The sequence below is a fragment of the Methylobacterium fujisawaense genome (genome assembly GCF_039619325.1).
GTDB lineage: Bacteria > Pseudomonadota > Alphaproteobacteria > Rhizobiales > Beijerinckiaceae > Methylobacterium > Methylobacterium fujisawaense.
The window spans coordinates 1702637-1729073 of sequence record NZ_CP155000.1 but is presented as its reverse complement, the minus strand read 5'-3'; the positions used below and the strand labels follow the sequence as shown (position 1 = coordinate 1729073).

At 67.2% G+C, this 26437-nt stretch carries 26 protein-coding genes, 1 pseudogene and 2 riboswitches; of the genes and pseudogenes, 13 read left to right on the top strand and 14 right to left on the bottom strand.

The genetic code is table 11. The features are described from left to right. Window positions 1-81: 81 nt before the first annotated feature. A complete protein-coding gene (locus ABC766_RS08360; RefSeq protein WP_331302602.1) occupies window positions 82-1230 on the bottom strand; it encodes an adenylate/guanylate cyclase domain-containing protein in 1149 nt (382 codons plus the stop codon). Window positions 1231-1317: 87 nt separating this feature from the next. Then, window positions 1318-2400, bottom strand: a complete 1083-nt coding sequence (locus tag ABC766_RS08355) for a YeiH family protein (RefSeq protein WP_331302601.1) — start codon at window positions 2398-2400, stop codon at window positions 1318-1320. Between the two features lie 191 nt (window positions 2401-2591). Between ABC766_RS08355 and ABC766_RS08350 the strand changes: the two genes are divergently transcribed. The 4 genes from ABC766_RS08350 (at window position 2592) to ABC766_RS08335 (ending at window position 4574) form a co-directional block, all read left to right on the top strand. Further along, window positions 2592-2798, top strand: coding sequence for a hypothetical protein (locus ABC766_RS08350; RefSeq protein ID WP_331302600.1), 207 nt, complete (start codon window positions 2592-2594; stop codon window positions 2796-2798). A gap of 245 nt (window positions 2799-3043) precedes the next feature. Next, a riboswitch (Fluoride riboswitch) is annotated at window positions 3044-3106 on the top strand. Between the two features lie 93 nt (window positions 3107-3199). Then, complete coding sequence (ppa, locus tag ABC766_RS08345; protein ID WP_331302599.1) at window positions 3200-3742, top strand: inorganic diphosphatase; 543 nt, start codon at window positions 3200-3202, stop codon at window positions 3740-3742. Beyond that, entirely contained in the window at window positions 3739-4404 is a 666-nt protein-coding gene (locus tag ABC766_RS08340; protein ID WP_345821802.1) for a 2,3-bisphosphoglycerate-dependent phosphoglycerate mutase, read from the top strand. Before ppa ends, ABC766_RS08340 begins: the two co-directional genes overlap by 4 nt. Next, window positions 4404-4574, top strand: coding sequence for a hypothetical protein (locus ABC766_RS08335; protein ID WP_345821801.1), 171 nt, complete (start codon window positions 4404-4406; stop codon window positions 4572-4574). Before ABC766_RS08340 ends, ABC766_RS08335 begins: the two co-directional genes overlap by 1 nt. Window positions 4575-4604: 30 nt before the next feature. Here the strand turns inward: ABC766_RS08335 and ilvD are convergent, their stop codons facing one another. From ilvD to ABC766_RS08310, 6 genes and pseudogenes are all read right to left on the bottom strand, one after another. Then, window positions 4605-6434 (bottom strand): dihydroxy-acid dehydratase, encoded by a 1830-nt coding sequence (ilvD, locus tag ABC766_RS08330; protein ID WP_345821800.1) that lies wholly within the window; start codon window positions 6432-6434, stop codon window positions 4605-4607. A gap of 168 nt (window positions 6435-6602) precedes the next feature. Continuing rightward, window positions 6603-7897, bottom strand: a pseudogene (eno, locus tag ABC766_RS08325) (phosphopyruvate hydratase). A gap of 109 nt (window positions 7898-8006) precedes the next feature. Next, window positions 8007-9809 carry a lanthanide-dependent methanol dehydrogenase XoxF5 gene (gene xoxF5, locus ABC766_RS08320; protein ID WP_331302594.1) on the bottom strand — a complete coding sequence of 601 codons (1803 nt, stop codon included), beginning with the start codon at window positions 9807-9809 and terminating at the stop codon, window positions 8007-8009. 636 nt (window positions 9810-10445) lie between these two features. Beyond that, a riboswitch (Fluoride riboswitch) is annotated at window positions 10446-10515 on the bottom strand. A 331-nt stretch (window positions 10516-10846) separates the two neighbouring features. Beyond that, entirely contained in the window at window positions 10847-11470 is a 624-nt protein-coding gene (locus ABC766_RS08315; protein ID WP_427902299.1) for a hypothetical protein, read from the bottom strand. Next, window positions 11467-11619 (bottom strand): hypothetical protein, encoded by a 153-nt coding sequence (locus tag ABC766_RS33970; RefSeq protein WP_427902298.1) that lies wholly within the window; start codon window positions 11617-11619, stop codon window positions 11467-11469. The genes ABC766_RS08315 and ABC766_RS33970 overlap by 4 nt, the downstream gene beginning before the upstream one ends. Before the next feature lie 59 nt (window positions 11620-11678). Beyond that, window positions 11679-12527, bottom strand: a complete 849-nt coding sequence (locus ABC766_RS08310) for a MurR/RpiR family transcriptional regulator (protein ID WP_345821797.1) — start codon at window positions 12525-12527, stop codon at window positions 11679-11681. A 136-nt stretch (window positions 12528-12663) separates the two neighbouring features. On the opposite strand from ABC766_RS08310, the gene ABC766_RS08305 reads away from it, so the two are divergent. The 3 genes from ABC766_RS08305 to ABC766_RS08295 are packed head-to-tail and all read left to right on the top strand — an operon-like array spanning window position 12664 to window position 14410. Further along, window positions 12664-13437 (top strand): hypothetical protein, encoded by a 774-nt coding sequence (locus tag ABC766_RS08305; protein WP_331302592.1) that lies wholly within the window; start codon window positions 12664-12666, stop codon window positions 13435-13437. Next, window positions 13434-13649 carry a hypothetical protein gene (locus tag ABC766_RS08300; RefSeq protein ID WP_331302591.1) on the top strand — a complete coding sequence of 72 codons (216 nt, stop codon included), beginning with the start codon at window positions 13434-13436 and terminating at the stop codon, window positions 13647-13649. The genes ABC766_RS08305 and ABC766_RS08300 overlap by 4 nt, the downstream gene beginning before the upstream one ends. Next, entirely contained in the window at window positions 13646-14410 is a 765-nt protein-coding gene (locus ABC766_RS08295; RefSeq protein WP_331302590.1) for a phosphatase PAP2 family protein, read from the top strand. Before ABC766_RS08300 ends, ABC766_RS08295 begins: the two co-directional genes overlap by 4 nt. Window positions 14411-14704: 294 nt before the next feature. Here the strand turns inward: ABC766_RS08295 and ABC766_RS08290 are convergent, their stop codons facing one another. Beyond that, window positions 14705-15253, bottom strand: a complete 549-nt coding sequence (locus ABC766_RS08290) for an N-acetyltransferase family protein (protein ID WP_331302589.1) — start codon at window positions 15251-15253, stop codon at window positions 14705-14707. Between the two features lie 196 nt (window positions 15254-15449). Between ABC766_RS08290 and ABC766_RS08285 the strand changes: the two genes are divergently transcribed. Next, the gene (locus ABC766_RS08285) at window positions 15450-15602 is read left to right on the top strand and encodes a hypothetical protein (protein WP_331302588.1); all 153 of its coding nucleotides are present in this window, start codon (window positions 15450-15452) and stop codon (window positions 15600-15602) included. A 57-nt stretch (window positions 15603-15659) separates the two neighbouring features. On the opposite strand, the gene ABC766_RS08280 is transcribed toward ABC766_RS08285, so the two are convergent. The 3 genes from ABC766_RS08280 to asd form a co-directional block, all read right to left on the bottom strand. Continuing rightward, window positions 15660-15839 (bottom strand): hypothetical protein, encoded by a 180-nt coding sequence (locus tag ABC766_RS08280; RefSeq protein ID WP_345821796.1) that lies wholly within the window; start codon window positions 15837-15839, stop codon window positions 15660-15662. Window positions 15840-15918: 79 nt separating this feature from the next. Beyond that, window positions 15919-16191 (bottom strand): PepSY domain-containing protein, encoded by a 273-nt coding sequence (locus ABC766_RS08275; protein ID WP_331302586.1) that lies wholly within the window; start codon window positions 16189-16191, stop codon window positions 15919-15921. Between the two features lie 697 nt (window positions 16192-16888). Further along, window positions 16889-17791: an archaetidylserine decarboxylase gene (gene asd, locus ABC766_RS08270; RefSeq protein WP_345821795.1), complete on the bottom strand. Its 903-nt coding sequence runs from the start codon at window positions 17789-17791 to the stop codon at window positions 16889-16891. A gap of 32 nt (window positions 17792-17823) precedes the next feature. On the opposite strand from asd, the gene ABC766_RS08265 reads away from it, so the two are divergent. After that, window positions 17824-19515 carry an aminotransferase class III-fold pyridoxal phosphate-dependent enzyme gene (locus tag ABC766_RS08265; RefSeq protein WP_345821794.1) on the top strand — a complete coding sequence of 564 codons (1692 nt, stop codon included), beginning with the start codon at window positions 17824-17826 and terminating at the stop codon, window positions 19513-19515. Between the two features lie 40 nt (window positions 19516-19555). Here the strand turns inward: ABC766_RS08265 and ABC766_RS08260 are convergent, their stop codons facing one another. Together ABC766_RS08260 and ABC766_RS08255 are read right to left on the bottom strand one after the other, a co-directional pair. Further along, window positions 19556-20167, bottom strand: a complete 612-nt coding sequence (locus ABC766_RS08260) for a hypothetical protein (protein ID WP_345821793.1) — start codon at window positions 20165-20167, stop codon at window positions 19556-19558. A 51-nt stretch (window positions 20168-20218) separates the two neighbouring features. Next, window positions 20219-20905, bottom strand: coding sequence for a class I SAM-dependent methyltransferase (locus ABC766_RS08255; RefSeq protein WP_053610386.1), 687 nt, complete (start codon window positions 20903-20905; stop codon window positions 20219-20221). A gap of 680 nt (window positions 20906-21585) precedes the next feature. On the opposite strand from ABC766_RS08255, the gene ABC766_RS08250 reads away from it, so the two are divergent. The 4 genes from ABC766_RS08250 (at window position 21586) to mqo (ending at window position 26382) form a co-directional block, all read left to right on the top strand. Next, window positions 21586-22380, top strand: a complete 795-nt coding sequence (locus ABC766_RS08250; RefSeq protein WP_043380860.1) for a lytic murein transglycosylase — start codon at window positions 21586-21588, stop codon at window positions 22378-22380. Between the two features lie 230 nt (window positions 22381-22610). Further along, a complete protein-coding gene (locus ABC766_RS08245) occupies window positions 22611-23717 on the top strand; it encodes a tlde1 domain-containing protein (protein ID WP_345821790.1) in 1107 nt (368 codons plus the stop codon). A gap of 157 nt (window positions 23718-23874) precedes the next feature. Continuing rightward, on the top strand, window positions 23875-24009 hold the full coding sequence (locus tag ABC766_RS08240) for a hypothetical protein (RefSeq protein WP_345821789.1): 135 nt from the start codon (window positions 23875-23877) through the stop codon (window positions 24007-24009). Between the two features lie 642 nt (window positions 24010-24651). Then, complete coding sequence (gene mqo, locus ABC766_RS08235; protein WP_345821787.1) at window positions 24652-26382, top strand: malate dehydrogenase (quinone); 1731 nt, start codon at window positions 24652-24654, stop codon at window positions 26380-26382. Window positions 26383-26437 lie beyond the last annotated feature (55 nt).

Genomic DNA, 26437 nt, shown 5'->3' with positions numbered 1-26437 from the left:
CCACCTCTCAATGGGAGAGATATCTTTCCTTCACCGCGCGGTCCAATAGAATGATATGCTCGTTCCGTTCAATTGATTAGATCAATCATCTCCTAGTGCGAAAAGCGTCTGCCGCTCGTTGAAGCCGCGAAGCGTGACCGTGTCGATCGGTGTCAGCGCTGGTGACAGGCCATCAGCGAACGCGCCGGTGGCTAGAAGAGGCTGGCCGTAGACCTTGCACAGGGCCTCGACCCGGGCGAGCACGTTCACGTCCCGACCGATCGCGGTGAAATCGAGCCGATCGCCCGCACCGATATTGCCGTACGCGACCGTGCCGACGTGCAGCGCGATGCCGATCGCCGGTAGGTCGCCCGCCTCGGCCACCGCAGTGAGTGCGATCCGCGCCGACCGCAATGCGGCGTGGCGCGCCCGCGCTTCGTCACCGGCGGTGTCAAACACCGCGAGCACGCCGTCGCCGATGTACTTCAGTACCTCGCCGCCCGCGTCCTCGATCGCCGGGACGACGGCGTCGAACACGCGGTTGAGCACGGCGACGACGCGCTCGGGCGTCGTCGCGTCGGACAGGGCGCCGAAGCCGCGCATGTCGGCGAGCAGCATCGCCGCGCGCATTCGGCGCGTGTCGCCGCGCCGGACTCCGCCGGCGAGGATGCGCCGGGCCGGATCACGGCCGACATAAGCGGCGAGCACATCGGCGAGCATGCCCTCCTGCGCCTTCAACTCGAACACCAGGGAGAGTGGACCGGCGAGCGGAGTCAGGGCAGCGATCTCCGACGCCGTGAAGCCCGTGGGTCGCGCGGTAGCCCAGGATGCAGCCCCCGTCCGACCCGACCCCGCCGGCAGCGGCACGATTAGGTAGTCGGTCAGGCCCGTGTCCCGGAGCTCGTCGAGTACGGGGAAATCCAGTGATCCGCCTTCGTCGAGGCGCATCCGATAAGGACGACCGGTGGCGACGACGTGCTCGACGGTGTTGCCGTGGAAGGTCGGTGTCCCCTCGATGCCGTGCGGTCGGAGCAGCGTTCGGGTCTCGACGCCGGGCAGCCATACTCGCATCACCCACCGGTGGGAGGGATGCAGGGTCGGCGCGTGGAAGGTGGCGCGATCCAGCGGCAGACCGAGTTCGATCAGGGCTGCTGACAGCCCTTCGAGCAGCGCCCCGGCATCCCTTGCAAATCGCCCTTCACCCGAAAGCCAGGCGGTCGCATACGCTAGAAGTTCGGTCCGATCATCCAAGATTGGTGCTCCGTAGGCACATCGGCAGAGGTCGCGGTCGTGGCGTCGCCGCCGCCCGAGGCTGACGGCGATGGCTGAGGCCCGGCGTTACGCGATGCCGAGGATCCGGATTAAGCCGAGGCTGACGGCGGTGAGAGCGGCCAAGGAGGCGATCACGGCTAGCGTCACCCGCGGACCCGCGCCGACGACGCTGCGCACGTCGACCCCGAGCCCGAGCGCGGCCATGGAGACGATTGTGAGCAGATTGGCGGTGGCGGCCGTCGATGGCAGAGCAACCTGCGGGATCAACCCGCCGGAGCGCAGGCCCGCCATCGCCAGGAATGCCAGGATGAACCACGGAACCAGGCGGTGAACCGCGATGCGGCCGGGCTTCGGACGCACGCCGGCTGTGACGTGCGGCGCGGCCTCGTCCGCCTCCTCGCGCAAGTGGCTGGCACCGAGCGACAGGGCCAGCACGACCGGACCCAGCATCAACACGCGGACGAGTTTGACCAGCGTGCCAACCTGAACGCTGAGGGCGGCCACCGGCGCGGTCGCGGCCAGGACCTGCGGCACGGCATAGACGGTCAGGCCCGCCAGTACCCCGTACTGCATCGGTGACAGATCGAGCAGCGGCACGAGGAGCGGCAGGCCGAGAACCACGAGGACGCCGAGCACGGCGGTGAACGCGATGGAGGACGCGACGTCCTCACCGTCGGCGCCGATCACCGGCGCGGTCGCGGCGATTGCCGAGTTGCCGCAGATCGAGTTCCCGCAAGCGACTAGGATGGCCAACCGCGGGTGCAGGCCCAAGGCGCGACCGATGCCGTAGCTCACGGCGATGGCCAGCAGCACGACGCCGGCGATGCCGATGAGGAGACCGGGGCCGGCGGCAAGCAGGGTCCCGACGCTGAGTGAGGCTCCGAGCAAGACCACGGCGACTTCGAGCACGGTCTTGGCGCCAAAGGCGATACCGGGGAAGAACCGCGGACCAGGGTTCCAGGCCGTACGGAGCGCCGTGCCGAGCACGATGGCGAGTACCAGCGCTTCTAGCCACGCGCGGCCGAACACACGCTCCTCGATGGTCTCCAGGCCGATCGCGACAGCCGTGACCGCGAGGCAAAGGCCAAACCCCGGCAAGATCCGCCTGGTGAACTGAGCGATGGAAGGGGCGGTGGCGTCACGCGGCATGGCAGTCAGCTCCAGGGCAACGACCCATCATTGTTACCGGGAAGCTTTCATTCCAACAGAACTATCAGATCTTTTTGATCTGCGAACGAGATCGCTCGAACCGCTGGCAGATCATATTTGTTGGATCTGACGTGAAAGTGTAGGTCAACGCAGACGCTGAGGTTTTCACGTTCCCGACAGCGGCCAAGCTGGTGCTGTCCACGATCTCGGCCGCACCGCAGTGTGGCGAGGACAGCGATTTCAATTTGCGGTTACCCTCAAATAAACCGGCAGAGATCCACCTCCAAGCCGCCATTCCGCTGGCGACCCAGGCTGTGTCAAAACTTGAATGCTGTCAGCCGTTGTGGAAAAATGTTCTTTCGAAGGAGAGTGACATCGGCCTGACGGGCTTCCTGTGACCATCGGTCAGTCGCTTTGGAGATCCCTCGCGGTTGCTGCGGCGACGTTTGTTCTCTGACTTCGCAGCACATCCGCGTTTTGACACAGCCTCTACCCGATCCAATCATTCTTCCGACCACGCCCAAATTCAAAAAACGGACGCACCAGGCTCCATTCGGCTTGTCGCTCGGAGGCAGCACACTGGCTAGTTCCTGCCACGATCGCACTGGGTTGCGCACTTGATTTGGACGGACTGGCTGTTACGTACAGTTTCGGGAATGGGGTCTCCCGTACAACCGCCCTCAGGGCTGATGACTCCTATCGTTGCCAACGCGCGATAGGAGTGTGCCTTGTCCCCAGCCCGTCCCCCCGGATCATTTATTGAGTTCTGCCGTCCCGCCTCCGCCGGGAGCGCACGGTCATGAACCTCGCCGCCATCAGCCCGGGTACGGCACCGTTCGACGAGATTAACGTCGTCATCGAGGTGCCCATCGGCGGCCCGCCGATCAAGTACGAGATGGACAAGGCGTCCGGCGCCCTGGTCGTCGACCGCTTCCTCTACACCCCCATGCACTACCCCGGGAATTACGGGTTCATCCCCAACACCCTGTCGGAGGACGGGGACCCTTGCGACGTGCTGGTGGCCAACACCCGGGCGATCCAGCCCGGCGCCATGATCGCCGTGCGGCCGGTCGGGGTTCTCCTGATGGAGGACGAGCACGGCCCCGACGAGAAGATTATCGGCGTGCCGGCCGCGCGGCTGACGCGGCGTTACGACGGCGTCCGGGCGCACACCGACCTACCCGAGATCACCCGCCAGCAGATCCAGCACTTCTTCGAGCACTACAAGGACCTGGAACCCGGCAAGTGGGTGCGCATCACCGGCTGGGCGGATGCGGACCGGGCCCGCGAGCTGGTCGCCGCCGCCGAACAGCGGCATCGGGAGAAGGTAACCTTCCTGTGAACCCCGGCTGGCCTGCGGGCACGCCGAACCTGGTCCTCGTGCGGCACGGCGAGAGCGAGGCGAACCGAGACAATCGGTTCACCGGGTGGCTCGACCCGCCGCTGACGGCACGGGGTATCGCGGAGGCCCGTGCGGCAGGCGCCACGCTCGCCGCACAGGGACTGTCCGTCCGAACCGCCTTCGCGTCGCCCTTGCTGCGGGCAGTGGCTAGTTGCGCCCTCGTACTGGAGGCACTGGGTCAAGCGGAGGTGCGCCCGCGTCTCTGCGAGGCCCTGGTCGAACGCGACTACGGGGAGTTGAGCGGCATGGACAGGGACGGGGCATGCGAACGCTGGCCGCCGGGCCAAGTCGAGCGATGGCGGCGCTCCTACGCGGAAGCGCCGCCTGGGGGCGAAAGCCTGCGCGACACGGCGGCGCGCGTCATGCTCGGCTACGTGCGGGAGATCCTGCCGGCGGCCATGCGCGGCACGACTCTGGTCGTCGCCCACCGGAACTCGTTGCGGGCCCTGGTCATGGCCTTGGACGGCCTCTCCCCGGACGAGGTCGAGGACCTTGAGCTGCCCACCTGCGCGATGCGCCTCTACACGCTGGCTCCTGACACTGCCGTCCTGTCGCAGACGTCCCTGGAACCAAACCTGCACGCCGTCGAAGGAGGAAGCTGATGGCCAAGTCGCCCCAGGACGATCCCGATCCCGAGATGAGGGACATAGACGAGATGGGACGCCTGGAACGGCGCCGTGCGGAGGGCAAGGCGCCATTTCCGCGTGCCGTCGTGACCGGCATCGCCATCGTTGTCATCGCGGTCGCAACCATCTGGCTGCTGTCCCGCTGAGCGTCAGGCCACCAATCCGGCGGGTCGAGTTCAGACCCGCCGGACCGCGCCCTTGGCCGCGCTGGTCGTGAGCATTGCGTAGGCGCGGAGCGCCCCGCTGACCTTGCGCTTGCGCGGAGCCGCCGGTTGCCAACCCGCGGTCTCCTGGGCAACACGCCGCCGGTCGAGCTCCGCCGCGTCCACGTCGAGGTGGATGCGTCGGTTCGGGATGTCGATGGCGATCCGGTCCCCGTCGCGCACGAGACCGATCAGCCCGCCCTCGGCCGCTTCCGGGGAGACGTGGCCGATCGAGAGACCGGAGGATCCGCCGGAGAACCGCCCGTCGGTGACCAGGGCGCAGGCCTTACCCAGCCCCTTCGATTTCAGGTAGCTCGTCGGGTACAGCATCTCCTGCATGCCGGGACCGCCGCGGGGTCCCTCGTAGCGGATCAGCACCACCTCGCCGGCCGTCACTTTGCCGTTGAGAATGCCGTCCACCGCCGCGTCCTGGCTCTCGAAGACCCGGGCTGTGCCGTCGAAGACCAGGTTCGAAGCGTCGACGCCTGCGGTCTTCACGATGCAGCCGTCCTCGGCCAAGTTGCCGAACAGGACCGCCAAGCCGCCGTCCCGGGAGTAGGCATGCGCGGCATCGCGAATGACGCCGCCCTCCCGGTCGACGTCGAGCTCGTCGAAGCGGGATTCCTGGCTGAACGCCACCTGGGTCGGCACGCCGCCGGGGGCGGCGCGGTAGAAGGTCTGGACCGAGGCGGCCGGTTCGCCGCGCACGTCCCAGCGGGCGAGCGCGCCGCCGAGCGTACCGGCAGAAACGTTGCCGACCGTGGTGTCGATCAGCCCGGCCCGGTCGAGCTCGGCCAGGATGCCCATGATGCCGCCGGCTCGATGGACATCCTCCATGTGGACGTTGGCGACCGCCGGGGCGACCTTGCACAGCACCGGCACCCGCCGGGAGAGGCGGTCGATGTCGGTCATGGTGAAGGGCACCTCACCCTCGTGCGCGGCGGCCAGCAGGTGCAGCACCGTGTTGGTCGAGCCGCCCATGGCGATGTCGAGGGTCATGGCGTTCTCGAAGGCCGTGAAGCTCGCCACCGCGCGCGGCAGAACGCTCGCGTCGTCCTGCTCGTAGTGGCGGCGCGCCAGATCGACGATCAGGTGGCCGGCCTCCACGAACAGGCGCTTGCGGTCGGCGTGGGTGGCGAGCACCGAGCCGTTGCCCGGAAGCGCCAGCCCCAGCGCCTCGGTGAGGCAGTTCATCGAGTTCGCCGTGAACATGCCCGAGCACGAGCCGCAGGTCGGGCAGGCCGAGCGCTCGATGACGGCGACGTCCTCGTCGGAGATACGGTCGTCGGCCGCCGCGATCATCGCGTCGACGAGGTCGACCTTCCTGGCGATGCCCGGCAGCTGGACCTTGCCGGCCTCCATCGGGCCGCCGGAGACGAACACGGTCGGGATGTTGAGGCGCAAAGTGGCCATCAGCATCCCAGGGGTGATCTTGTCGCAATTCGAGATGCACACCATCGCGTCGGCGCAGTGCGCGTTGACCATGTACTCGACGGAATCGGCGATCAGCTCCCGGGACGGCAGCGAGTACAGCATCCCGTCATGGCCCATCGCGATGCCGTCATCGACCGCGATGGTGTTGAACTCCTTGGCGACGCCGCCGGCGGCCTCGATTTCCCGGGCGACCAGCTGGCCGAGATCCTTGAGATGGACATGGCCCGGCACGAACTGCGTGAACGAGTTCACCACCGCGATGATCGGCTTGCCGAAGTCGGCATCCTTCATGCCGGTGGCGCGCCAGAGGCCGCGGGCGCCGGCCATGTTGCGGCCATGGGTGGTCGTGCGTGAGCGATAGGCGGGCATGAGCGTCTCGTCAGTATCTTGCGCGTTCTGCCGGATAGGCCTCGACGAACAAGCGGGTTTGGCTCGGTGCTGTCATGCACCTTGGCCATTGTCGTATCGCCGGCGTTCGCGTCGGAGACCGTCTGGTGGCCGTGGGGCGGGCGACGCCATCGCTCCCGCCTCGGGGCATCAGGTGCGGCGGTAGCGTGCGAAGGGGTTTTCGAACCGGGCACGGGCACCGAGTTCGGCTTCGATGGCCAGCAGGCGATTGTACTTGGCCAGCCGCTCGCCCCGGCAGGGCGCCCCCGCCTTGATCTGCCCGCTGCCCATGGCGACCGCGAAGTCGGCGATGAACGTGTCCGTGGTCTCCCCGGAGCGATGGGAGACCATCGTCGCCCACCCGGCCTGCCGGCACAGGGTGATGGCCTCGACCGTTTCGGACACGGTGCCGATCTGGTTCAGCTTGATCAGGGCAGCGGTGCAAGCCCGTTCGCCGATGGCCTTCGTGATGAAGCGGGGATTGGTGACCAGCAGATCGTCGCCGACGACCTGTATCCGCTCGCCCTGCGCGGCCGTCTGGGCGACGAAGCCGGCCCAGTCCTCCTCCCCGAACCCGTCCTCGATAGAGACGATGGGCCAGCGCTCGACCCAACGGCCGTAGAGCTCCAAAAGCTGCGCGCGGTTCAAGACGCCGGTCCGCGAACGGGAGAGGTCGTAACCGTCCGCCGCCGCGAAAGAAGAGGCCGCGGGGTCCAGGGCGATGGCGACGTCGAACCCCGGCCTGTAGCCGACCCTCTCCGTGGCCTCCACGATCAGCGCCAGGGCCGCCTCGTTATCCGGCAGGTTGGGTGCGAAGCCACCTTCGTCCCCTACGGCCGTGGCCAGCCCCCGTTCGTGAAGGATCTCCCGGATGGCCGCGTAGGTCTCGGCCGCAACGCGCATTGCCTCGGCCAGGCTCGAAGCGCCGACGGGCACGAGCATGAACTCTTGGACATCGAGCGAGCTGTCGGCATGCTGGCCGCCGTTGAGGACGTTGAGGCACGGCATCGGTAGGAGGGTGGCGGCCTCGCCTCCGAGATGCGCGTAGAGGGGACGGCCCGTCGCGCGCGCGGCCGCACGCGTCGCCGCCATGGAGACGCCGAGCAGCGCATTCGCACCGAGCCTGGACTTGTTCGGCGATCCGTCGAGCTCGACGAGCGCCCGGTCGAGGCCCTGCTGATCGGCTGCGTCCCACCCCCGGAGCGCCCCGGCGATCTCGCCACGCACGGCCTCTGCGGCCATCAGCACACCCTTGCCCCCGTAACGAGCCGGGTCATTGTCGCGCCTCTCGACCGCCTCGTTGACGCCCGTCGAGGCGCCAGAGGGACGCCGGCGGTGGCGCTAACGCCGCCTTCCAGCGTGATGCGGACCTCCAGGGTCGGGCGGCCACGGGAGTCGAGGATTTCCAGGGCTTCGAGGGCGCGGATCTTCGTGTCCGGACGCATCGGGGATTCCCTCGGTTGATGAGTATCCTCGGCGGTGGCCGAGCAAGGAGAAGGGTGCCGGCGCGGACCCCGCGCCGGCACCCTCGTGTCGTCAGCGACGTGCCGCTGCTTAGTTCGGCAGGGCGAAGTCGGTCAGCGTGCCACCGAGGTTGGTGTACTGCGACAGAGCCGCGTAGCCACCCACCGCGCCGAGGCCGGCGTTCGGGTCGGTCAGGCCGGCCGCGAGGCCGATGCCCGCCCAGCCGCCGACGCCCGAAAGCACGGCGATGTGCTGCTTGCCCTTGATCGCGTAAGTCATCACGTTGCCAATGATGCCCGACGGGGTCTTGAACTTCCAAAGCTCCTTACCGGTCTTGTCGTCGACCGCCTTGATGTAGCCTTCCAGCGTTCCGTAAAAGACCAGGTCGCCGGCGGTGGCGAGCGCACCCGACCATACCGAGAACTGCTCCGGGTCGGACCAGACGATCTTACCCTTCACGCCGTCCCACGCGATGAAGTTGCCCATGCCGCCGTGCGAGTTCGGGGCCGGGTACATCGAGAGGGTCGCACCGACGTAGGGCTGGCCCGGGGTGTAGGTCACCCGGAACGGCTCGTAGTCCATGCAGACGTGGTTGGTGGGCACGTAGAACAGGTTGGTCTTCGGCGAGAAGGCCGCAGGCTGCTCGTCCTTCGACCCGAGGGCCGCCGGGCAGATGCCCTTGGAGTTGGTGTCCTCACCGTTCTGCTCGGTCGAGTACTTCGACTGAACGAGCGGGCGGCCGTAGGTCTTGGACGACTTGTCCATGTCGACCTTGGACGCCCAGTTCACGGCCGGATCGAACTTCTCGGCGACCAGCAGCTCGCCCGTCTCGCGGTTCAGCGTGTAGCCGAAGCCGTTGCGGTCGAAGTGGGTCAGGAGCGGCTGCTCCTTGCCGTCGATCTTCTGATCCGTGAGGATCATCTCGTTGATGCCGTCATAATCCCACTCGTCGTGGGGGGTCATCTGGTAGACCCACTTGGCCATGCCGGTATCCGGGTTACGCGCCCAAATGGTCATCGACCACTTGTTGTCGCCCGGACGCTGCTTGGGGTTCCAGGTCGAGGGGTTGCCTGAGCCGTAGTAGACCAAGTTCAGCTTGGGGTCGTAGGAGTACCAGCCCCAGGTACAGCCGCCGCCGGTCTTCCACTGATCGCCTTCCCAGGTCTTCAGCGAGGAGTCCTTGCCGATGGGCTTGCCGAGCGAGGTGGTCTTCTCCGGGTCGACCAGCAACTCGTCGTCCGGACCTTCCGAGTAGCCGCGCCAGATCCGCTTGCCGTCCTTCAGGCTGTAGGCGGTGATCGAGCACTGCACGCCGAACTCGCCGCCCGAGATGCCGACGAGGACCTTGTCCTTCACCGGCATGACCGTGGCAGTGTTGGTCGCGCCCTTAGACGGATCGCCGTTCTTCACCGACCAGTTGACCTTGCCGGTCTTGGCGTCGAGCGACACGAGGGTGGTGTCGGCCTGGTGCAGGAGGATGGCGCCGTCGGCGTAGGCGAGGCCGCGGTTGACCGTGTCGCAGCACATGACCGGGATCACGGACGGATCCTGCTTCGGCTCGTACTTCCAGAGGATCTTCTGCTCGTGCTCAAGATCCAGCGCGTACACGATGTTCGGGAACGGCGTGTGCACGTACATGACGTTGCCGATCACGAGCGGCGCGCCCTCGTGGCCGCGCAGCACGCCGGTCGAGAACGTCCAGGCGACCTGCAGGTCCTTGACGTTCTTCGTGTTGATCTGGTCGAGCTTCGAGAAGCGGGTGTTGGAATAGTTCAGCCCAGGGAACGCCCAGTCGTTGGGGTTCTCCATCATCTTCATGAGGTTTTCGTTGGCCGAGGCCGGCAACAGGGTTGCGGCGTAGGCGACCGATGCCACGAGGGCGATCTTTTTCATGCGCGTTCCTCCGTACTGACGCCCCTGACCCGATCTTGGCGTGGCCATGCGTCATTTCACGCGTGCTTGTCTCGCAAGAGATCGTTGTTCGATGGCAACAACTTCAAGCGAGCTCCGTAAGTCTATCGAATGCGCGCCGGATTACAATAAGATTCTTCTAAGTGCGACAGTTTTTCAGAGGTTAAACTCTATCAACTTATGATTTGACATGACTAAACCTCCCGAAAAACCGCGTAGGTTTCAGGATACCAATAATGCCGCTTCTTAAAAGATCAAAGTCCCTTCTTGTTGACTCAAAATCTCGGTTTTAGCCTTGACTCCGGGTCGCTCAGGGTTACATTGACCCTGCAAGGTTACTCTAATCTTGTTTGCGACAGACTTAGTTCTGGCGAACGTCTTAAGTTACCGCTCGGGAAGTTCGCTGGAGACGGCGGGGTCTAAGGACCTCGCCGTTTTTTCTTGTGCGAGCACGCAAAGAAGCGCGCGCGATGTTGCGCACGCCTGAGCGGGCTTAGAGCGGCAGTGGGGGGGATCGCATCGGCACACAGCTCACGCAGGATCCCGGTGAAGGGATCAGGTTACGGGAGGTGCACGGCCGGAGGTGGGAACAGGCACAGCCCTACCCGCGCCCGGAAGCGCACGGTAGGAGCTATCGTCCGAGCGTAGGGCCCGGCAGTTGTCGGGGAGCTCCATCCCCATCCCACGTCAGGGAAGGTGGCTTAATCCATCGGCCCCGTCAATTCCCCGCCCGGCTTGTCGGCAGGCGTCAGTGGCTGACGCCTCGGGTCAACCACGCGGCCATGAGCGACCCATTGCGTGCCCAGGGCGGTATCGATCGTTCCTCCTGACACGGTGCCTTGAGCCGGATCGTCGAAAAGTCGACTCGGCCCGATACCTCGGCTTCATGCCTTGCGTGGGCGAGGTCGCCCCTTGGAGCGGCGTGACGCGTGGGTCTGCAATGCCTTCCCTTCGCCGACGGCTGTAGGCGCGAAGCCTTGCGGTCGGATGCCGAACCGTTCGGAAGGCATCGCCCGTGGTTAGCCCGCCCGGCTCACGGGATGGTGTCCGGCGCGCTGCGGGAGCAGCAGGACGCTGACGACCATCAGCGCGGCGAGAACGGCCGAGATGGTGATGTCGTTGATCCCCAGCCCGCCCTGGGCGGCCGGCTTGTCGAGCGAGTTCGCGATCGTCGCGCCGAGCGGGCGCGTCAGGATGAAGGCAGCCCAGAACAGCGCAGTCCGGGAAACCTTCGTGAAGAAGTAGAGACCCGCCGTGACGGCCAGAGCGGTTCCGAACAACAGAGCGCTGCCGTTGTAGCCGAGGGGCGTGTCGTCGGCCATCCAGTCGCCGAGGGCGGTGCCGAGCGTCTGCGAGAACATGATGGTCAGCCAGTAGAAGCCGTCCACCCGCGGCGTCGTCACGTTCTCGATGGCCACCGTCCCCTCGGACCGGTACCAGAGGCCGAGCGAGGCCAGCACGAGCGCGAACAGCGTCAGCGAACCGCCGAGGTAACCGATGCCCAGCGACCGGTCGAACAAGTCGGCCATCGTCGTGCCGGCCAGCGTCGTCGCCGTAATGACCGCCCAATACAGGGACGGGTGGAAACGCTTTGCCCGGATCTGCGCCGCCACCGCCGCGACGAGGAAGGCGGCGAAGATCAAGGTTCGACGAGGTAGCCCAGCCCCAAGGTCAACGCCACGGCGTTGCCGCCGACCTCTCCCAAAGTCGTGGCGACGATCTTGATCGCCCAGAACGCCAGCGTGACTTCGGGCACCTTGCTGGTTTCGTCGTCCATCCGGTCCTCGGCCATGGGGCGGCCTCCTCTCGTTCGGGTTGATGATGGCACTCGCCGGCGGTCGAACCTGCCTTTCAGGGTCCGATGAGCTTCCGCAGCCGGTCGAGATCGGCCAGTTGCTGCAGGGCGTTGTCGCCGTCGGACGCGGCGAGGCCGAGGATGACCGCCTCCAGCGCGATCAGCGTCGTGGCGTGGAGGGCGACTTGGTTGGCGCGTCCGCGTCTGGCGAGCAGCACGACCGTGGCCTGCCGGGCCAGGTCGCTGTCCTCGGTGTCGGTCACGAGCACGACCGGAAGACCGAGGCGGCGCGCCTCGGCCATGACGGCCTGCACCTCCCGATAGGGCTGGCCATAGGCGAGCAGCAGGACCGCGTCGTCCGCACGCAATCCGAGCAACTGGTCGGCAAGGCCCCATCCGGTCGAGTCGAGGAGGAAGCTCCGACGGCCCGAACGGTTGAGTTGGAAAGCTAGGTAACAGGCGAGGTGAGCCGATGGGCCGATTCCGAACACACCGATCCGCGACGCTTGGTGCAGGGCGCTGATGGCCGCGAGGATCGCCGCTTGGCCGGCCTCCGTCCGTAGGGCTTCCATGCCCTCCGCATGAGCATCGAGCACGGCTTGGACGGCCTCGTTCGCGTTCTCCCCTACCTCGGAGAGCGTACGGCGCATGTTGGTCGCCGGGGACATACGCTCGCCGAGCCCGGCCGCGAGCGCCTGCTTGAGGTCTGGTAGCCCGTCGAACCCCAGCGCCTGGACCGCCCGGATGACCGTGGCGTCCGACATCCCGAGCTGCGTGGCGATCTGGGCGGCCGAGCTCGCCAAGGCCTGGGGCCGGTTCTGGTCGAGATAGCTCGCGACCCGGGCCGCCGCCGGCGACAGCGTCGCAGTCAAGCGCCTCACCCGGTCGCCGAATTTGTCCGCCACCCCGTCAGCCTCCATGCCCGTCCACGCCCTTGCGATGTAGCATATCCATCTTTGCGCTTGACTAATGTAGCATATGCCACAATTGACGGGGACTGCAACCGTTCCGGCGGTTGGGACCGAACTGCGAGGTCGGGGTATGGTGATCCAGTGGACGCAGGCTTGGCCGACGGCGCTGGCGGGATTCCTGGCCTCGCTCGTGGAGTTCGTCGAGGCGCTGACTGTGATCCTCGCCGTCGGCGCGGTGCGGGGCTGGCGTGGGGCGCTCACCGGCACCGCAGCGGCGCTCGCGGTCTTGCTAGCGATTGTCGTCATGTTCGGACCGCTGCTGACGCGTATCCCATTGGAGGACGTCCAACTCGTCGTCGGCGGGCTCCTCCTGCTGTTCGGCCTCCGTTGGCTCCGAAAGGCGATCCTGAGGGCCGCCGGCGTCATACCCCTCCACGACGAGGTGGCCGCCTACGACAAGGAGACCAGCAACCTGCGGGGTGCCGGCCCCCGGAATGGCCATTGGGACACGGTCGCCGTCGCCGCCGCCTTCAAGATCACCATGCTCGAAGGCCTTGAGGTGGTGTTCATCGTCATCGCCGTCGGCGCGGGGGGGACCGGTCTCCTCGTGTCTGCCGCCGCAGGCGCCGTCGCGGCGCTCCTCCTGGTCTGCGCCCTCGGCATCGTCCTGCACCGGCCCCTCGCGATGGTACCCGAGAACCACCTAAAGTTCGTGGTCGGCGTCCTGCTCGCCGCATTTGGGACCTTCTGGGTCGGCGAGGGCATCGGCCTGACTTGGCCGGGGAGCGACTGGTCGATCCTCGGCCTTGCGCTCGGCTTCCTGGCACTTGCCGGGCTCTTCGTCCCGCTTAGCCGCCGCCGGGCCGAGGTCCTGGCGTCGCCGGTTCTCCGAAAGGTGCCATGATGGATTTTCTGAAAACCGTCTTCCGTGAACTGTTCGGGCTGGTCGTCGACGATGTCGGCTTCGCGGGCGCGACCGTCGGCTGGATCGGGCTGGTGTGGGTGCTCGCCACCTTCATGCCCCTGCCGACGCCGTGGCTCGCCGCCCTGCTCTTCGGTGGCCTCTGCCTGATCCTGGCGGAAAGCGTGCTCCGGCGGTCAGGAGAGGTTCGATGACGTCTTCCTCACGACGGGCCATCGCTTCGCGTGGAACCTCGGCGGCGGAGGATACCTCGCGCTGGGCGAGGCTCGGCCGCCTGGATTTCGGTCTGATCGGCGCGTTGTTCTTGGTGTTCGTCCTGGCGGCCGGGTTCGGGCTGCTGGCCGAGGAGGTCATGGAAGGAGACACGGCCCGCTTCGATCTCGCGACCATAACCGCGATGCGAACGCCGGGCGACCTTGCGGACCCGCTCGGGCCGCCCTGGGTCGAGGAGATGGGTCGCGACGTCACCGCCCTGGGCAGCTACTCGTTCCTCGGTTTCGTGCTCGTCGCGGCCGTGATCTATCTGGTGTTGATCCGCAAGCGTGGCTTGGCGTGGCTGATGGCGGCCTGCGTCCTGGGCGGCATGGCGCTCAGCACGCTGCTGAAGTACGGCATCGACCGGCCGCGTCCGGATTTCCCCCATACGGCACGCGTGTTCACCCCCGGTTTCCCAAGCGGTCACGCGACCTTGTCGACCATCGTGTTCCTGACCCTTGGGGCATTGCTCGCCCGCGCGGAGCCCGACCCCCGGATCAAGACGTTCCTCGTGGGTGTGGCGGTGTTCCTGACGGTGATGGTCGGGTTGAGCCGGATGTACCTCGGGGTGCACTATCCCAGCGACGTGATCGCCGGCTGGTGTATCGGCAGTGCCTGGGCCCTGCTGTGCTGGACGGTCGCCCTGTGGCTGCAGCGGCGGGGTCAGGTCGAGGGCAGGGTCGAGAACCCGCCTCCGTGACGGACCCGGGGCGTGCCGGGCCCGGGAAGCCGATACGCCCGAACCCCGGCGTCGGCTCTGGGCCGTCCGGCGGTTTCCGCTCCGGCTCAGCCCTCCCCGAGATGGGCCAGGCGCAGGAAATAGCTGTTCCACGACCCTCGCTTCGAACGGGATCTCGCTCGGGCGGCCGCGGAAATCGCGGTTCAGGGAAGCGCCTCCCGCTGTTGATATGAAGCCTCAGCGGGGCTCGATCACGGATGCGGAGGCGCTTCGCCTGGTCGAAGTTCACCGGTCATCCAACGGCAGCGTGGGTCGTCATGCTGCCGGCGTAGAGCCCGTGCCCAGCGCCCGCTGCATCAGAACGGTATCGACCCAGCGGCCATGCTTAAAGCCCACCGCTCGCAGGATGCCAACCTCGGTGAACTCAGCCTTCCGGTGCAGGGCGATTGAGCCCTCGTTCGCGCTGTCGCCGATCACCGCCACCATCTGGCGCCATGGGCCGGCTTCGCATCGGGTGATCAGCGCGCCGAGCAACGCCGTTCCGACGCCGCTTCGATGCGCGGCACGGGTCACGTAGACCGAATTCTCGACCGAGTGGCGGTATGCCGGACGGGGTCGGTAGGCACTGGCATAAGCATATCCCACGACCTGCTCGTTCCGGATCGCGACCAAATACGGCAACCCGGCGGCGACGATGGCCTCGCGCCGCCTGCCCATCTGCTCGATGGTCGGCGGTTCCTCTTCGAACGTTGCCAGTCCGTAGAGGACATACGGCGTGTAGATCCGCAGCACCTCGGCTACGTCGGACGACGACACGTCACGGACGATGGGAGACGCTTGCTCGACGTTCTGCGTGCACGTCATCCGCGGACTATCTCACATGAGGGCAGGAGGATCGGCCCCGGCCGAATCACGATGGCGGGAAGGGCATTGCTGGAGATGGGCACGCCCTCATCTCCTGCGACAGGTGACCCATTGCGGCCCTCGCAGCGTATCGCCTCGCAACAACCCCGGAGACAGGCCGCTCGACATCCGAGCCCCACCGACAGGAGACCCGACCATGCACTACGGCACCAAGGAGAATGCGGCCGATGGGCATTTCATGGTCAAGGTCGCAGGTCGCCCCGTCACCGAGACCTGCGAGAAGCGGCAGGCCAAGCACCTGGTCCGCGCGATTCGCGGCTTGCGGCGGCTGAAGAAGGCAAAGAACTAGGCGGGAGCCGGGAACCGGTACTGAGGACCGGGGGTCCGGGCCGGGGTGCGGCCTCGCTCAGACGAGCCGCATCTTGCCCGGCTTGAGGCTGAGGCTCCGGGTGAGGTCCCGTGAGAGGGCGCTGACGAGCTCGGTCTCCATGCCATCCACGGTAAGTCCGTCCACCTGCGCAAGCGCGGCCTCGGCCGAGGTCGCGACCACGGCGTAGTCGCGGAGCGCCTCGCGCTCCCGGCGCACGAAGACCAGGTACGCTGTGCGCTTTTTCTTTCTTGCCGCCGCCGACCTCCGCGGAAGTGGATTGCCTTGGGTTTGCCCATCAGTCCTTGTCGGGATTTTCCTTGGTGATGGCACCCGTCTTGGGATCGACGTGGACCTCCATCTTCACGTCGTTCTTCATGCCCTCGCCCTCCCAGTGGCCGTCGTCGGCCTCCAGTTCGGTGATGCTGGAGTAGCCCGCATCCATCAGCTTCTGCTTGACCTGCTCGGCGGGCATCCAGTCCGCGCTGGGCTTGTCGCTCTTGGCGAAGGCTTGGCCGGCGAAGCCCAGGGCCACGGCCAGGGCGAGCGGTGCGAGGGGCCGAAATTTCATTAGCCGCCTCCGTTTTGCAAAATGGCTACAACGAACGGAGGCGACGACGGTTGCCCGCAGGTCGGCATCTAAGCCATGGCGGGAGGGTCCGTTGAGCCATGGGCCACTGCGAGCGCCACGACGCGTGCTCTGAAGGCTATAAAAAAGATTGAAAACGGCAGCGAGATCGTCCCCGTTCGAGGACGAACCCGCTAAGATCCGCCGACCGGACGACCTATTGCTGCTGGATCAGAACAGGACATTGATCGCAAAAGCAGATCATTGCGCCCGATATCATCTACAAGGTCCTTCCCAAGGGAACTTCGGCGAAAATTCGCCGGCATTTGAGATTGAGAGGCGCCCTCGCATTTCTGAGTCGATGGGGACGAGAATTTCTCAACTATGGCGCGACTGCCTTGCAATTTTTTTCAGACAAGTTTTTATAACCCTATGATTTCGTTCCATTTCATCTCGCAATTTTAGTCCGACAGACCACCTGTGTGATGGCGCGGTACAGCACGGTCCGGCCTCTGCCGGGCCGGGAGGCGCGCGCCATTCGGCGTGCGCACGGGATGGGCAGCGCCGGCGCATCCTGCCCGTCGCGTGCTGATCGGGGCCGAGTGAGTCCCCAGGGACGCGCATCGCGGAGCGCGCCGGGCCGGCAAGGCGCGGCTTCGCCAGCCCGGCGCGTAAGTGCGGGCGAGGGCGGCGCAGATCGTCAGCGGATGGGCGGCTCCGGAAGGCGCATCAGGGGCTCGCCGACGCGCAGACGCGACCCCACGGAGAGCGCCGGACAGAGCGTGAAGCCCGGCGGTGCCAGCACCACGATGGTGGAGCCATGCTCGAACCAGCCCATCTCCGCGCCCTTCGCCAGATGCGCGGCGCTGGGCAAGGTCCGCCCTCCGGTCTCGCGCAGGGCGAGCCCTTCGGGCAAGAAGCCGAGGCGCAAGCCCGCCACGAGGATGGCCGCCACGGGCACCAGGGTCACGGCATGACCGCCTTCCGCGAGGCGCAGGCGCAGGATCGCGCGCTCGTTCCGGCAGAACAGCGCCTCGACACGTTTCAACGCGATCGGATTCACGTTCCAGGTATCCCCCCAGATGTGCCGGACCGACTCGACGCGCAGATCGTGCGGCGCGTGAAACCGATGGTACATTCCGGCCGTCAGCCGCAGGGTGGCGTAACAGCCGCCTTCATGGGCGTGCGCCAGCGTGACGTCGCCGCCGAGCAGGTCGGCGAGCGGATAGGACAGGCCCTTGATCTGAAACAGGCGTCCCGCTTCGATGCGGCCATGGGCGCCCAGGATCGCGTCGCTGGGGCTCGTCAGCACAGCGGGATCGGGGGCAACCGGCCGGGCGCCGGGGCGTAGGGCGCGCACGAAGGCGGCGTGAAGGCTCGGAAAGCGCGTCTCCTCGGCGTCGCGGAGATCGACGTCGCAGAACAACCGCCACGTCGCGATCGAGAGGTCGCGCACCAGGGGCTGTTCGATCCGGCTGAACCGGCCCATGAACCGGGTGGCGAACCGGCGCGGAAGGCGGTTCGTCAAAAGGAAATTGAGATCCTCCTGCGCGCCGACCCGCGCCAGGACCGCCCGCAACCGGGATCGGGCAACCGTCATCATGCCGTGAACCGTCTCCGATAGGGCGCGGGGCGATGTCCGCGCTTCTCATCACCCTGTCCGCCACCGCCGCCGCCGCGGTTCTCGCCCTGCCGCGCGCGGCAGAGCGCCTGCAATTGTCGCGGGCCAAGCACCGTTCGCTCACCGGCCATGCCCGCATGGCCCGGCGCGTCGCCGGGCTGATCCCGCACTACGCCTATTCGGAGCGCGCCTTCTTCCGGTCGGACGAACCGGACGAAGCGGTGGCCCTGCGCCGCGAGGCGGGTTTCGCCGGGCTCTCCGACCGGTTCCGGACACGCTTCGCCCGGACGCGGGCCGAGACCGAGGCGGTGCGCGACGGTCTCTCGGATCTGCAATTCACCGGGCTGTACCGGGTGCCGTTCCAGTATGCCCGCCACGTGCGCGCGCATCTGGGGACCGGCGCCTTCGCGGCGTCCGCCGCGGGCGTGACCGTCACGGATCTCGACGGTAACGTGTTCTACGACCTCGCCGGCTCCTACGGCGTGAATCTGTTCGGCGTCGATTTCTACCGCGCCTGTCTGGAGGAGGGCGCCGCCCGCGTCGCGGCGCTCGGCCCCGTGCTCGGGCCGCTGCACCCGGTCGTCTCCGGCAACGTCGCGCGGCTGAAGGCGATCTCGGGACTCGATGAGGTCTCGTTCCACATGTCGGGCACCGAGGCGGTGATGCAGGCGGTCCGACTCGCCCGCTACCACACCGGCCGGCGCCGGATTGTGCGGCTCTGCGGCGCCTATCACGGCTGGTGGGGCGAGGTGCAGCCGGGCATCGGCAACCCGGTCCCGACCCGCGACACGCTCACCCTGGCCGACCTGTCGGAGCGGACGCTGCGGGTGCTCGCCACCCGCCGCGACGTCGCCTGCGTCCTGGTCAACCCGCTCCAGGCCCTGCATCCGAATGCCGGCGCGCCGGCCGATTCCGCGCTGGTGGACAGCGGTCGCAGGGCGTCCTTCGACCGCGCCGCCTACACCAAGTGGCTCCACGACTTGCGGGCGGTGTGCAGCGCCCGGGGGATCGTGCTGATCCTCGACGAGGTCTTCCTCGGCTTCCGTCTCGCCCGCGGCGGCGCGCAGGAGTATTTCGGCCTGCGTGCCGACATGGTCACCTACGGCAAGACGCTCGGTGGCGGGCTGCCCGTCGGCGTCCTGTGCGGGCGCGCCGACCTGATGCGCCGCTACCGGGACGATCGTCCCGTCGACATCTGCTTCGCCCGCGGGACCTTCAATGCCCATCCCTACGTGATGGGCGCCATGGGCGCGTTCCTCGAGCGGCTGGACACCCCAGCGGTCGCTGCCCTCTATGCCGACCTCGACGCGACCTGGGACGCGCGCGCACGGCGCCTCAACACCCTGCTGGCGGACGCCGACCTGCCGGTGCGGGTCGCCAACATGTCGACGGTGTGGACGGTCCTGTACACCAAGCCGTCGCGCTACAACTGGATGCTGCAATTCTACCTGCGCGCGGAGGGATTGGCCCTGTCGTGGGTCGGGACCGGCCGGTTGATCTTCAGCCTCGCCTACGACGACCCGGCCTTCGACGCCGTGGCGACGCGCTTCGTGGCGGCGGCGCAGGCGATGCGGTCGGATGGGTGGTGGGAGGTTGGCGCCCCCAGCGACAAGGCGATCCGCCGGTCGATCCTGCGGGAAGTCGCGGCGGTGCGCCTGGGCAGGCTCGGCACCCGGCTGGGCCTGCGCGCCCCGGATCACGACTGATCCGGGGCGCCGAGCCGCGCGCTCGGCGCGCGATCCAGCCTCAGGCCCCGCGCTCGTGCGGCTCCTGCTCCTCGACCAGTTCGCCGTGCAGCAGCGCGAGCGGCGCCTTATGGTAGAGCTTGATGTCGTGAAACGGGTCCGTAAGGATCTTGGCGACCCAGACGAGACCGGTCTGCACGTCGCGCTGGACGAAGAGTTGCACCATCCGGAACAGCAGCCCGGCCAGCGCCAGCCACATCCAGATCCAGCCCACGTTGCGGATCAGGTCCGCGGTGGTCTGGTGCGGTGAGATCAGTCCGAACAGGCTCGGGTCGAAATAGAGCGGCAGAGGCGACAGGGCCCAGATCGCCAGGAGGACGACCTTGCGTTGCAGGTTGTAGCCGACCTTGATCTCTTCCTTGTGCTCGTGCGTCGCGTCGTTGATGTGGTCGTAGCCCTTCGGCTCGAAGAAGAGGTGGCCGGCCTGCCGGGAGGTCATCGCCACGAGCCAACCGATCAACGCCGCCGTGGCCGGATCCTTGAACGCCAGGGCGTAGGCGACCAGAAAACTGATCGCACTCACGACGTGAAGGCTCTGGTTGATGCGGTTGTGGTGGTAGTATCGATGATCGTCCCAGCGCTGCACGCGCAGCGCGTCCAGAAAACTCGCCATGGTGTTCGTCCCCGCTCGGATTTGGGTGGGCTGGTCGGAGGTGAGGCGCCCTCAGGCGTCGCGCTTGCGCAGGCGGAGGAGGGAGAAGTGGCCGAGGGGCGGGAGCGCCCGGCGCTCGACGATTTCCACGGGTGCAGTCACGGCCCAGGCGGCATAGCGCTCCCAAGCGAACTCGGTCCGCCAGCCGAGGCGGCTGGTCACCGGCGCGAGGGCGTGCTCGACGACGCGCCGGAGGCCGGACTCGGCACCGATCCGGGTGGTGATCACGATCTCGCCGCCGGGGCGGAGCACCCGGGCGAACTCGTCCAGCGCCGCCTCGGGATTGGGCACCGCGGTGACGACATACTGCGCCACCACCACGTCGAAGGACGCGTCGGCGAAGTCGAGATGCTCGGCGTCCATCACGGCGAGACGCTCGACATTGCGCAGGCGCAGCCGCGCCACCCGTTGGCGTGCCTTCTCGAGCATGGGCGCCGAGATATCGATCCCGACGATGCTGCGGGCGTGCCGGTAGGCGGGCAGGGACAGACCCGTTCCGACCCCGACCTCCAGGATCCGGCCGCCGATCCGTTCCGCGGCCGCCGCCGCCAGGGTCCGGCCCTGTGCGAAGACGGGCCCGAAGACCAGATCGTAGACCGGCGCCCAACGGCCATAAGCCTTGGCGACTCCGTCGCGGTCGAGATCGGGACCGAGCGTCGCCGGACGCGAGGAACCGGTATCGTGCATTCCGATGGCCATGAGCATCCTGTCTTGATGTCGGCGAGGTCGGCGCAGGGGCAGTCTTGGTCGGACCGCCGGTGTTGCGGATTTCGGTCGTGCGTTCGGGATCGAATTCGTGTCAGCGCGGGTTCGGACCGGCTGCTCCGCAGGCGGAGGATGCGCGACCGCCTGCGCCCTGGCCCGATCGACCGCAGGCTTTGCGAGACAGCATCGGCCAATCAGGAGGAGCGCAAATGCGGGTGGCGGACTCTTGGTTCATGCCGAGCCACACCAACAATCATCGACCCCACGCCGCCCCTCCGCAGAAGTCTTTCCGCCGGCAAAGCTATGTCCGTCGTTTGACAGCGTTGTGACAGTATCATCAACGGCGCGAGCCAATCCTAATTTCGTTGGCAAAATAGCGATGATCCAGACGGAACATCTTCGACCGACGCCAGGAATGCGATCCGCCCAATGCCTGTTCTTTGAACCGTGGCTCGCGCCTCTCAAGCGGTGGCTACACCTGAAAACGCGGCATTCACGATGCCGCCAACCCGCAGCCACCGCGCTCTCGTCGGAGATCCGCGGATGCGCAATGATTTGAGGGCGAGAAAGGTGAAGGTCGCCCCTTCGACATCTTCTCGCCCTCTTATCGACCAGATGTGGCCCGGTATCGCCAGCAGGACAGGGCGCGAGGACGCGCCGAAGGAGTGTTTCGCGTGATCGAGAATTTGCGGCGTCAGACCATCGCGGTCGCGGCCTTTGCCGGGATCGCCCTCAGCGCCGGGCAGGTGCAGGCTGCGCAGTGCGGCAACACAGCAGCCGGGTTCGATGCGTGGAAGCGGCAGTTTGCCGAGGAGGCGCGCGGCCGGGCCAGCGCTGCCAGCCTCGCGGCATTGCAGAACACCACCTATTCCACCGCCACGATCTCGGCGGATCGCGGACAGCACAGCTTCAAGCTGTCGCTGGAGCAATTCCTCGCCAAGCGCGGCGGCCCGACCATCGTGTCCCGGGGACGCGCCCTGAAGCGGCAGAACGCTGCCCTCTTCGAGTCCATCGAGCAGCGTTACGGCGTCCCGCCGGGACCGCTCCTGGCGATCTGGGGCATGGAGACCGGCTTCGGCGCCGTGCGCGGCAACGTCAACACGCTCTCGGCGGTGGCGACGCTCGCCTATGATTGCCGCCGCTCCGAATACTTCACGGATCAGCTCTACGCCGCCTTGACCCTCGTCGATCGCGGCCTGCTCACCCCGAGCACCCGCGGCGCGGCGCATGGCGAGGTCGGCCACACGCAGTTCCTGCCGAAGAACGTGCTCACCTACGGCACCGGCGACCTCAACAATGTCGGGGCGGCCCTATCGTCGACCGCGAATTTCCTCAAGGCCCATGGCTGGCGGGCCGGCGCCGGCTACCAGCCCGGCGAGCCGAACTTCGCGGCGATCCAGGGCTGGAACGCGGCCCCGGTCTACGAGAAGGCGATCGCGCTGCTCGGGCGTCAAATCGACAACGACTAGCAGTCTATCGCGCATAGATCCGTGTCTTAGAGACACGAACACTGGTGGCGGTGCGCCCGAAAATGGTCTTGATCAATCCAAGATCGACCATCGCATCGCCGCAGAAAAGCCGGCCCGACCCCGCTGTCTCGCTTTGAGCGGGGCCGGTCCGCCCGCGGCGATTCCTCCCCCTGTGGTGGAGGGCCGCCGCCGGTCTGCCCCGTCTCGCGACGAGGAGCATGGGCAACCGCATGGCTGTCGAATCCGTGCCGCTGGACGGCCTCAAATCCCAGTCCGCGCGCGGCGCCTGGCGGGCGCCCCTTTCGGTGCTCACCGGCGTCGTGGCGCTCGCTGCCCTCGGGGGCAGCGTCCTGCACCGCGACCCGGATCCGGGCGCCGAGATCGAGATCGCCCGAACGGAGGCGTCGACCGCAAGATCGGATGCCGCTGAGACGGCGGCGGCGACCGTCGTCGAATCGGAAACGGTGGGATCGCCTGATCCGTGGCGGGAAGCCGCCGGCGGAAAGCTGTCGCGCTGGGCCTGGACCCAGATCGCGCCGCCCGCTTTGACACCAGAACCCGTGCCGGAGCCCGGCGCCGAGACCGAACCGAAAGCCGCGGAGCCGCCGCAGGCCGCGATGGTCGTCCCGCTTCCGATTCCGCGGCCGCCCGAATTCCGTGCGCCGGCCGGAACCGGCTTCGCGCGTCGATCCGACCGGCGCATGGCGCGCCGCGACGTCCCGCCTGTGGCGCAGCCCGCTCCCCAGACCGACGAGCGGTCCTTCCTCGAGAAGCTCTTCGGCATCGAGCGCGGACCGGCTCTCGCCTACGCCGCTCTGGAGAGCAAGCCTGCGGACGTGGCGCCGCAACGGCGGATCTCGCCGCCGCTGGCGCTGTCCCCGGCGCCGAGCCCGACGGGCGGAGTGGCCGTCTACAACATCGCCGCCAAGACCGTGACGCTGCCGAACGGCGAGCGTCTTGAGGCCCATTCGGGTCTCGGGGAGGGGCTGGACGATCCCCGCCTCGTCAATGTGCGGATGCGCGGGCCGACGCCGCCCGGAACCTACGATCTCACCGAGCGCGAGCGGCCGTTCCACGGGGTTCGGGCCATCCGGCTCACGCCGGTGGGCGGCAACGAGGCGGTCTATGGCCGTGTCGGCCTACTGGCGCACACCTACATGCTGGGGCCGCGCGGTGATTCGAACGGCTGCGTATCGTTCCGCGACTACGAGCGGTTCCTTCAGGCCTTCCTGCGCGGCGAGGTGCAGCGCCTCGTCGTGGTCAGCGGCACGCAGGATCCGCTCCCGAGCCTCGCCGCCGGTACGGTCACGACCCGGATGGCCCGCAACGGCGGTTGAACCCGCCCCGCGACCTGAGCCGGCGGCGCGCCGCGCCTCGCGCCTTGAACCGGCCGGTCGTGCCGTCCAAGGTCACGGACCGAGAGGCCGGCCCGCTCATCGATGCGCTGGGCAGCGGCCGCAAGCTGGAATCCTCCAGCCCGTTCGGACCGCGCACATGGAGACCCTCGTCGCCGGTACCGTCTGTCACCGGATCGGGGGAGACCGGTGGGTCACCGACGTCCAGACCGCCAAGGCGCCCGAAAGGGTCGCCTCCGAGCTGCGACGCGCCACCCGGATCGACGGCGACTGAACCGACTTGACGACGCCAGGGCGCGTCATGCCGAACTGAACCGACCGCCGGCCGTCGCGCAGCATCAGCAGTTGCCAGTCCATCCGATAACGTCGATCGCGGATCCGGACGCACGATCCCGGACAGTCTATCGGCGACGCCCGATCGTGCTGGCCTGTCATACCGCGGTTGGTCGTCAACCTTCGATGCTTGCATCCGGGCCTGACAGGCAGACGGTGAATGCAACCCCTGCAGCGATTGTCCTTTCGAGCGTCGTCCTCTAAGAGGCCGACATCAATCTGCTGAGCTAAGCCAGCCAGCGTCTTTCCTCCCCCTCGGCGATCGCGCCTGTGCGCGTTCGAGGTCTTGGACCGAAGATCACGGCTCCGGCCGGATCGGGCGTCCGAGTGGCAGGAGACACGCGCGTCGCATCGGTACGTTCCGTCGCCTCGCGATCTGCGCGGGCATCGGAACTTCGCACCGCTGCGGACACGCGCCGGACCGTCGTGTCGGGTCGATCGAGACCGCCGGCACGCCGCCACGGCAACGGGGAAACGATCCGGAAGGCCTGACGAGCGGGGCTCTCGCTCGTCGTATCGAGTGTCTTCCGTACGCGGATCGGCCGATCGGGCCTGTCCGGTACGCAAAAAGCGGGATCTGCCCATGCGTGGCGACGACGAGACTCACGACCTGCGTAACCGCCGTGCCTCGGCCGCGCTGCCTCTCAGCCGGCGTCAGATCCTCGGAACGGCCGCGACGGGCTTGGCCGTGGCCGCGCTGCCGGGCTCGCCGGTCCTGGCCGACGGTGCCGACGGCACGGTCGACGTGCTGCTGATCGGCGGCGGGATCATGAGCGCGACCCTCGGCATCTGGTTGAATGCACTGGAGCCGGATTGGTCGATCCAGATGGTCGAGCGGCTCGATCAGGTCGCCCTGGAGAGCTCCAACGGCTGGAACAATGCCGGCACCGGACACTCGGCCCTGGCGGAGCTGAACTATACGCCCGAGAACAAGACGGGACAGATCGAGATCGCCAAGGCGGTCGAGATCAACGAAGCTTTCCAGGTCACCCGTCAGTTCCTGGCGCATCAGGTCAGGACCGGCGTGATGAAGGATCCGCACACCTTCATCAACCATACGCCGCACATGAGCTTCGTCTGGGGCGACGACAACATCGCGTATCTGAAGAAGCGCTGGGAGGCTCTCAAGGCGAGCCCGCTCTTCGCCGGCATGGCGTATTCGGAGGATCCGGAGCAGCTCCGCAAATGGGTGCCCCTGATGATGGAGGGGCGCGACCCGAAGCAGAGGGTCGCCGCGACGTGGTCGCCGCTGGGCACCGACTGCGAGTGGGGTGAGGTGACCCGTCAATACGTCGCCCATCTGCAGAAGCAGCCGAGCTTCAAGCTCCGGCTCTCGACCGAAGTCGAGACCATCGCGAAGAATGCGGACGGCTCGTGGCGTGTGACCTCGAAGAACCTCAAGGACGGCACGCGCCGGACGGTCGACGCCAAGTTCGTCTTCATCGGCGCAGGCGGCGGCGCCCTGCACCTCCTGCAGAAATCCGGCATTCCGGAGGGTGACGATTACGCCGGCTTCCCCGTGGGCGGCTCGTTCCTGATCAACGACAATCCCGACGTCGCCACGCTCCACCTCGCCAAGGCTTACGGCAAGGCGTCCGTGGGCTCGCCGCCCATGTCGGTGCCCCATCTCGACACCCGCATGCTCGGCGGCAAGCGCGTGATCCTGTTCGGGCCCTTCGCGACCTTCTCGACCAAGTTCCTGAAGGAAGGCTCCTATTTCGATCTCCTCAGCTCCACCACCACCAGCAATATCTGGCCGATGATGAAGGTCGGCGTCGACGAATTCCCGCTGGTCGAGTACCTCGCCGGACAGCTCATGCTGTCGGACGACGACCGGATCGCGGCGCTCCGCGCGTACTTCCCGAACGCCAAAAAGGCGGAGTGGCGTCTCTGGCAGGCGGGCCAGCGCGTCCAGATCATCAAGCGCGACGCGAACAAGGGCGGCGTCCTGAAGCTCGGAACGGAGATCGTCAACGCCAAGGACGGCAGCATCGCGGCCCTGCTCGGGGCCTCGCCCGGGGCCTCGACGGCGGCGCCGATCATGCTGCAGGTGCTGGAGAAGGTGTTCGCCCAGAAGGTCGCCACGCCGGAATGGCAGTCCAAGATCCGGGCGATTGTCCCCAGCTACGGCACGAGGCTCAACGACGATCCCGAGCGCGTCGCCCAGGAATGGGCCGAGACCAGCGCACAGCTCCAGCTGCCGACGCCGCCGCAGATCGACCGGGCCGTGCTGAAACCGGTCCCGACCGGCAGCACCGTGCTCAACAGCAGTGCCACGCCGGTGAAGGAGCCGGTCCACGACCTCGCGCCGTAGGACCGGTTCGGCGTGCGCGACTGCGCGCACGCCTGCCAGGGTGGTGGCCGGATCC

What these genes read in the sequence shown, in the direction of transcription:
- ABC766_RS08260 (WP_345821793.1), bottom strand. Translation starts at nt 20,167, where the DNA reads ATGGCGAGTTTTCTGGACGCGCTGCGCGTGCAGCGCTGGGACGATCAT.
- ABC766_RS08285 (WP_331302588.1), top strand. Translation starts at nt 15,450, where the DNA reads ATGCACTACGGCACCAAGGAGAATGCGGCCGATGGGCATTTCATGGTC.
- ABC766_RS08265 (WP_345821794.1), top strand. Translation starts at nt 17,824, where the DNA reads ATGTCCGCGCTTCTCATCACCCTGTCCGCCACCGCCGCCGCCGCGGTT.
- ilvD (WP_345821800.1), bottom strand. Translation starts at nt 6,434, where the DNA reads ATGCCCGCCTATCGCTCACGCACGACCACCCATGGCCGCAACATGGCC.
- ABC766_RS08255 (WP_053610386.1), bottom strand. Translation starts at nt 20,905, where the DNA reads ATGGCCATCGGAATGCACGATACCGGTTCCTCGCGTCCGGCGACGCTC.
- ABC766_RS33970 (WP_427902298.1), bottom strand. Translation starts at nt 11,619, where the DNA reads ATGGCCGAGGACCGGATGGACGACGAAACCAGCAAGGTGCCCGAAGTC.
- ABC766_RS08355 (WP_331302601.1), bottom strand. Translation starts at nt 2,400, where the DNA reads ATGCCGCGTGACGCCACCGCCCCTTCCATCGCTCAGTTCACCAGGCGG.
- ABC766_RS08290 (WP_331302589.1), bottom strand. Translation starts at nt 15,253, where the DNA reads ATGACGTGCACGCAGAACGTCGAGCAAGCGTCTCCCATCGTCCGTGAC.
- ABC766_RS08305 (WP_331302592.1), top strand. Translation starts at nt 12,664, where the DNA reads ATGGTGATCCAGTGGACGCAGGCTTGGCCGACGGCGCTGGCGGGATTC.
- ABC766_RS08240 (WP_345821789.1), top strand. Translation starts at nt 23,875, where the DNA reads ATGGAGACCCTCGTCGCCGGTACCGTCTGTCACCGGATCGGGGGAGAC.
- ABC766_RS08245 (WP_345821790.1), top strand. Translation starts at nt 22,611, where the DNA reads ATGGCTGTCGAATCCGTGCCGCTGGACGGCCTCAAATCCCAGTCCGCG.
- ppa (WP_331302599.1), top strand. Translation starts at nt 3,200, where the DNA reads ATGAACCTCGCCGCCATCAGCCCGGGTACGGCACCGTTCGACGAGATT.
- ABC766_RS08300 (WP_331302591.1), top strand. Translation starts at nt 13,434, where the DNA reads ATGATGGATTTTCTGAAAACCGTCTTCCGTGAACTGTTCGGGCTGGTC.
- ABC766_RS08275 (WP_331302586.1), bottom strand. Translation starts at nt 16,191, where the DNA reads ATGAAATTTCGGCCCCTCGCACCGCTCGCCCTGGCCGTGGCCCTGGGC.
- ABC766_RS08295 (WP_331302590.1), top strand. Translation starts at nt 13,646, where the DNA reads ATGACGTCTTCCTCACGACGGGCCATCGCTTCGCGTGGAACCTCGGCG.
- asd (WP_345821795.1), bottom strand. Translation starts at nt 17,791, where the DNA reads ATGATGACGGTTGCCCGATCCCGGTTGCGGGCGGTCCTGGCGCGGGTC.
- xoxF5 (WP_331302594.1), bottom strand. Translation starts at nt 9,809, where the DNA reads ATGAAAAAGATCGCCCTCGTGGCATCGGTCGCCTACGCCGCAACCCTG.
- ABC766_RS08335 (WP_345821801.1), top strand. Translation starts at nt 4,404, where the DNA reads ATGGCCAAGTCGCCCCAGGACGATCCCGATCCCGAGATGAGGGACATA.
- mqo (WP_345821787.1), top strand. Translation starts at nt 24,652, where the DNA reads ATGCGTGGCGACGACGAGACTCACGACCTGCGTAACCGCCGTGCCTCG.